Annotated in this window: 6 protein-coding genes; 2 read left to right on the forward strand and 4 right to left on the reverse strand. The window is 71.8% G+C overall.

Going from position 1 to position 6,044, the window contains the following annotated elements; translation table 11 throughout:
- The 3 genes from AB0M20_RS22440 to AB0M20_RS22450 form a co-directional block, all read right to left on the reverse strand.
- Window positions 1-1,841, reverse strand: a 1,841-nt coding sequence (locus AB0M20_RS22440) for a hypothetical protein (RefSeq protein ID WP_364301074.1), incomplete at its 3' end; no start/stop codon positions are given.
- Window positions 1,842-1,966: 125 nt separating this feature from the next.
- Window positions 1,967-2,761 carry a hypothetical protein gene (locus AB0M20_RS22445; RefSeq protein ID WP_364301084.1) on the reverse strand — a complete coding sequence of 265 codons (795 nt, stop codon included), beginning with the start codon at window positions 2,759-2,761 and terminating at the stop codon, window positions 1,967-1,969.
- Between the two features lie 110 nt (window positions 2,762-2,871).
- Window positions 2,872-3,639: an enoyl-CoA hydratase-related protein gene (locus AB0M20_RS22450; RefSeq protein WP_364301076.1), complete on the reverse strand. Its 768-nt coding sequence runs from the start codon at window positions 3,637-3,639 to the stop codon at window positions 2,872-2,874.
- Between the two features lie 32 nt (window positions 3,640-3,671).
- Here AB0M20_RS22450 and hemW point away from each other — a divergent pair, with 32 nt between their 5' ends.
- Window positions 3,672-4,865 carry a radical SAM family heme chaperone HemW gene (gene hemW, locus AB0M20_RS22455; protein ID WP_364301078.1) on the forward strand — a complete coding sequence of 398 codons (1,194 nt, stop codon included), beginning with the start codon at window positions 3,672-3,674 and terminating at the stop codon, window positions 4,863-4,865.
- A gap of 29 nt (window positions 4,866-4,894) precedes the next feature.
- Here hemW and AB0M20_RS22460 read toward each other — a convergent pair whose 3' ends face one another.
- A complete protein-coding gene (locus tag AB0M20_RS22460) occupies window positions 4,895-5,590 on the reverse strand; it encodes a DUF4870 domain-containing protein (RefSeq protein ID WP_364301080.1) in 696 nt (231 codons plus the stop codon).
- A 166-nt stretch (window positions 5,591-5,756) separates the two neighbouring features.
- On the opposite strand from AB0M20_RS22460, the gene AB0M20_RS22465 reads away from it, so the two are divergent.
- A partial coding sequence (locus AB0M20_RS22465; RefSeq protein WP_364301082.1) for a DeoR family transcriptional regulator occupies window positions 5,757-6,044 on the forward strand: 288 nt, incomplete at its 3' end.

A 6,044-nucleotide genomic window follows, 5' to 3' on the forward strand; every position in this document is an offset into this window, starting at 1 on the left:
AGGATCTGGGTGTCGTCGTCGCGCTTCAGTGCGCAGTGGAGGACGCCGTCGCCGTCGTTGCCGAGGGTCTGGCGTACCCGGATCCGGTCGTCCGGGTGGACCAGGTCCGACAGGGTGGTGAGCGGCGGGAGCTCGTCCACGCCGATCAGGTTCCGCAGGCCCGGGCTTGCGTAGCGGACTCGCTGGTCCTCGTCGATCACCAGCATGATGTCCGCCGTGTTCCGGATCACCGCGCGCAGGTAGAGGTCGCTGTCGCGGCGGCCCACCGCCTCCACCAAAGTGATCCGGTCCAGGGCCATCGCCGCGTGCCCGGCCAGCACCTCCAAGGTGTCCTGGCACGCTGTGAGGTCCTCACGCCGGCCGGCCAGCACCAGCGCGCCGCCGCTCGGCCTGGCCACCGCAAGCGGCTCCATCCACAGCGGGCAGACCAGCGTCGAGGCCGTGTCGTTGTCCGAGTCCTCAACCCACCAGCTCCGAGAGAAGCGGGAGGAGGCGGACGGCTCGGCGGGGGAGGCCGGTGCGGTGCGGGCGGACGGCGACTGCTCCGACGGGGTTGAGGCCGTGCGGGCGGACGGCGACTGCTCCGAAGGGGTTGAGGCCGTGCGGGCGGACGGCGACTGCTCCGAGGGGGTTGAGGCCGAGTGGGTCGACGCCTGCTTCGAGGGCGCGGACGACGAGTGGGAGGACGCCTGCTCCGAGATGGCGGACGCCGAGTGGGCGGAGGGCGACCGCGGTGAGGGTGAGTCGGTGGGAGCTGGCTGGGTGGGAAGGGTTGACAGGGAGCGGGAGGACGACAGGAGGAACGGAGGGGTCGGGCGCCAGAAGCGGGACCTCGGGCGCTCGGCCCGGCCGGAGCCGTGTGAGCGGTCGCCCGTCGGGGGGAGGGCTTCCAGGGTCAGCTCTCGGTCGTCGGTGGCGAAGACCACCTTCTGCACCGCGCCGGGCGGCAGCAACGCCGTCACCGCCGCTCGCACCGCCACGTCCACGTCGTGGATGTCCGCCGCGGCGACCAGCGCCTCGCTGGCCTCCCGCAACGCTCGCTCCCTGGTCAGCGCCCGGCTGTGCTGCGCGACCGAGTCGGCCAGCCGGGTGATCGCCAGCAGCAGCGTCAGCGCGCCGGCCACCGCGATCACCACGCCGTCCCGCACCTCGCCGGTCACCGCCTCGATCATCAGCACCGCGGGCGGCGCCGCGACCGAGACGCCCAGCAGGGCGGCCCAGCGGCCCTGCCACGGCGACGGACGGGTCGGCATCGGCGCGGTCAGCCGCTTCATCGACGGGTGCAGCGCGGCGGCGCCCCAGCAGAGGTACAGCACGACGTACCCCAGCTCGCTCACCCACCCCTGGTGCAGGCCCCACGCGATGTCGCTGCCGAGCATGCCCACCGCACCGACGAGCAGGAGGGTGGCGGAGACGTTGCGGCCGGCGGCGATGCGCAGCCGCGCGGCCACGCCGATCAACAGGAGGTCACCGATCACGTCGGCGGCCGACACGTTGCCCATCCGGCCGCTGTCGCCGATCACGAAGACCCAGACGACCAGCATCGTGGCGCAGGTGAAGGCGAGCAGGTCGATCAGCCGGGCGCGGTCGACCAGGATCGCCCCGCCCCGGGTGAGCTGCAGGACCGCCGACGCGACCAGCACGAACATGCCGTAGTAGCAGACCTCGGCGGAAACGGGGTGGTCCAGCGCCAGCAGCACGTCGCCGACGGCGAGCGTCGTGATCGCACCGGCCAGCAGCAGCCAGGGTCCGATCCGGCTGGGCCGGTGCCGGACGACGCCGTAGACGATCGCGGCGGCGGCGTACGCACCCAGCAAAATCCATTCGAGGGCCTGAAACACGCCCTAACTAGTACCAGCGTGGTCGCTTTCTGTCCACGTTGATGTATACGCAGCGCTATGACCTGCGCGATCGACCCTCATCACAGAGAGCAACGTGAATACGAGGTCCCATCGTGTTCACAAGGTCAATTGAAGACTTCAGCCACCACCTGGCCGCTACCGGCTGCTCGATCGCCGGTTACTTGCTGCCACTTCCCGCTCGGGGCGTGCCACTCGAGGTCAGCGAAACGTACCCGTTCGAGACCCGTGTCGCGCGAGTGCGAAACGAGCCAGTGCGCGTACCGCCAGCCCGCCTTCTGATCCGCCACCGCGACCGTCACCGCGGCGCCCTGCGCGACCGTCGCACCCATGCCCTTGCCCCAGTCGAGCCGCATACCCTTCGCCAGCGCCGTCGCCGCGGCAGCGCCGCGCAGAACGGGGTCGCCGGAGACCGTGCACTCGACCGCACGGGTGGCGCGGCCGGTCAGTGCCTTGGCCAGGACCGCCGACTCGTCGGCCCACTTCTCGTACGCCCGGGGGTACGCGGACCGCTGCACCTTCTGCGCCGCGTCGGTGACCTTCATCTCCTTCCACCCCTTGACCTTCTTGAGGGCGGAGTAGAACCTGCCGGCCGAGTAGCGCGGGTCCTGGATCTGCTCGGGGGTGCCCCAGCCCTGGCTCGGCCGCTGCTGGAAGAGGCCGAGCGAGTCGCGGTCGCCGTCCTCCAGGTTCTCCAGCTTCGACTCCTGCAGGGCGGTGGCGAGCGCGATCACCACGGCCCGCTCGGGCATCTTGCGGCGCACGCCCACCGCCGTGATCGTGGCCGCGTTCGCCATCTGCACCGCGTCGAGGGTGACCTCGCCGTCGGCACGCACCGTGCACGCCGGACCGAGCTGCGGCAGCTTGATCGACCCGGTCACAGAGTTGACCAGCGCGATCACTCCGGCGACCGCGCACAGGGCGAGCACGCCGACGACCGCGACCGGTTTCTTGCGCACACCCACCCCTTTCCGAGACGACAAGCGTAGTCAACGAACGCACGCGAACCGGGTCACTGCGGTATCCAGCTCGCAGGGCGTTTCTCCCGATATGCGGCAACCCCCTCGCGGCCCTCCTCGGACTTGAAGTAGCCGGCCGACCGGGCGGCAAGATCCGCGAGGTCGGCGCGCACCGAACCCGCCGGCGTACGCCTGAGCAGCTGTTTGGTCCCCGCGAGGGCGAGCGGCCCGCCCTTCACCAGCGCGGCACAGTAGCGCGCCACCGCATCGTCCAGCTCGTCGGCCGGCACGGCGGCGGTCACCAGCCCGGCCGCGGCGGCCCGATCGCCGTCGAAGACATCGCCGGTGAGATACAACTCGGCGGCGGCGCGCGCGGACAGCCGGGGCAGCACGGTCGCGCTGATCACGGCCGGGATCACCCCGAGCCGCACCTCGGAGAAGGCGAACGTCGCTTCACGCGTACACACGGCGATGTCGGCGGCGGCGATCAGGCCGAGCCCGCCCGCCCGGGCGGAACCACCCACCCGCGCCACGACCGGCTTGGGGAACTCCCAGATCGCGGCGAGCACGTCGGCCATCATCTCGGCCGGCACCTTGTCGCCCGCGCCGGCCGCCGCGGTCTCCTTGAGATCGACACCGGAGCAGAAGACCGAGCCGGTGTGACTGAGCACGACGGCCCGGACTTCCACGGCGGTGAGCGCGGCGGTCAGCCCGTCCAGCAGCTCGCGCATCAGGGCCGAGGAGAGCGCGTTGCGGTTGGCCGGGCTGTCCAGGGTCAGGGTCGTGACTCCGGCGACGGTGGCGGAACGGACCAGGTTCATAGGTGAGGACCCTAGCGGGGCACACTTGACGGATGCCCGGTCCGCTGCCCGACGGCGAGCCCGTCCCCGCCGACGGCTCGCTGCCCGACGACGCCGCTGCGCGGGCCGGACAAAACGGATTCGGCGTGTACGTGCACGTGCCGTTCTGCGCCAGCCGATGCGGGTACTGCGACTTCAACACCTACACCGCGTCGGAGGCGAGCCAGGAGGGCTATCTCGACGCCCTGCTCGCCGAGCTGCGGATGGCCGGCAAGGTGATCAGCCCGCAGCGGGTCGACACGGTCTTCGTCGGCGGCGGCACCCCCACGCTGCTCGACCCCGGGGACCTGGCGCGGGTCCTGGACGCGATCGACGGCACCTGGGGGCTCGCCCCGGGCGCCGAGGTCACCACCGAGGCCAACCCCGAGTCGGTCACCCCCGGGTCGTTGCGGGCGCTGCGTCGAGCCGGCTTCACGCGCGTCTCGCTGGGCATGCAGTCGGCGGCGCCGCACGTGCTGCGGGTGCTGGAGCGCCGGCACACCGCCGGTCGTGCGCCGCGGGCGGCGGCCGAGGCCCGCGAGGCGGGCTTCGAGCACGTGAACCTGGATCTGATCTACGGGACGCCGGGGGAGACCGCGGAGGACTTCGCGGAGTCGCTGGCGGCGGTGGTGGCGGCGGGGGTCGACCATGTGAGCGCGTACGCGCTGATCGTCGAGGACGGCACCCGGATGGCCGCGCGGATGCGCCGGGGCGAGCTGCCCTACCCGGACGACGACGTGGCCGCCGACCGCTACCTGGCCGCGGCGGCGGCCCTGGAGACAGCGGGATTCGAATGGTACGAAGTGTCCAACTGGGCCACCTCGGCGGCGGCCCGGTGCGCGCACAACATGCTCTATTGGACCGGCGGGGACTGGTGGGGTCTCGGGCCGGGCGCGCACAGCCACGTCGGCGGCGTGCGGTGGTGGAACGTCAAACACCCGTCCGCGTACGCAGGCCGGCTGGCCGCGCAGACGTCCCCCGGTCACGGCCGTGAGCTGCTGACCGCCGAGGACCGGCACGTGGAGGACGTGATGTTGCGGGTGCGCCTGCGCGACGGCGTCCCGCTCGCCGAGGTGGACGCGGCCGGGGCGGCCCGGGCGTACCGGGGCGGTCTGCTCGACCCGGAGGCCTGGGCGGCCGGCCGGCTGTCGCTGACCCTGCGCGGCCGGTTGCTCGCCGACGCGGTGGTGCGAGACCTGCTGCCCTGAGCGGGCAGCAGGCGCGCAGTCCTACCGGCTCACTTCACCATCCGGAACGTGGCCGGGTAGTGGTAGAGCTGGCCCTCGTTGGCCTTCATGCCGCCGATGATCGAGAACACGATCACGACGATCCAGGTGATGATCGGCAGGAAGAACAGGATGCCGAGGGTGCAGGCGCCGATCACCGAGGCGACGATCGTGGCGATGCCCCAGGTGATCTGGAAGTTCAGCGCCTCCACCGCGTGGGCCCGAACGGTCGGCGACTCGTTGCCCTTGACCAGCAGGCCGATCAGCGGGGCGATGAAACCGACCAGGATGCCGCCGAAGTGCGAGATCAGCGCCCAGGTCTTCTCGTCGTTGGTGGCGTAGCCCACCGGTGCGCCACCGGGCGCCCCGTAGGCGCCGTACCCCGGCTGCTGAGCTCCGTAGCCGGGCGGGGGAGCGCCGTAGCCCCCCGCGCCGGAGGACGGCGGAGGACCGTACCCACCTGCGCCGGAGGACGGCGGAGGACCGTACCCGCCGGCGCCGGAGGACGGCGGGGGACCGTAGCCACCGGCGCCCGAGGACGGCGGCGGCGCGTAGCCACCGGCACCCGAGCCGGGCGGCGGCGAGCCGTAGGTCGGCGGTGGCGGCGGGGTCGATCCGGAGGTCGGATCGTTAGCCGAGTATGGGTTCAGCGGCGCCGTCGGGTCATAAGGATTGCCGTCACCGGGCGGACGAGGTGGTTCAGTCATGGCTGACACCGTAGGACCGCAGCTCAATGCGGTCGAGAGCAACATGCTGTCAACGTCGGAGAATCGACGCTCCGCTAACCCTGTGCTCGATCATCGCGCGGCGGCGGACAGCGACGTAGACTGGCACTCGCCGATTCAGAGTGCCAGCGAGCGGGGGAGGGGTCAGATGAGTCTCGATGACCGCAAGCTCGACGTTCTCCGTGCCATCGTCGAGGACTACGTCGCCACTCAGGAGCCGGTCGGCAGCAAGGCGCTGGTCGAGCGCCACCAGCTGGGCGTCTCCCCGGCCACCGTCCGCAACGACATGGCGGTGCTCGAGGAGGAGGGCTACATCCGGCAGCCGCACACCAGCGCCGGCCGGGTGCCCACCGACGCCGGTTACCGGCTGTTCGTCGACCGGTTGTCCCGGGTCAAGCCGCTGAGCCCCGCCGAGCGGCGGGCGATCGAGCGCTTC

It is taken from the genome of Actinoplanes sp. NPDC051633, from assembly GCF_040681735.1.
GTDB lineage: Bacteria > Actinomycetota > Actinomycetes > Mycobacteriales > Micromonosporaceae > Actinoplanes.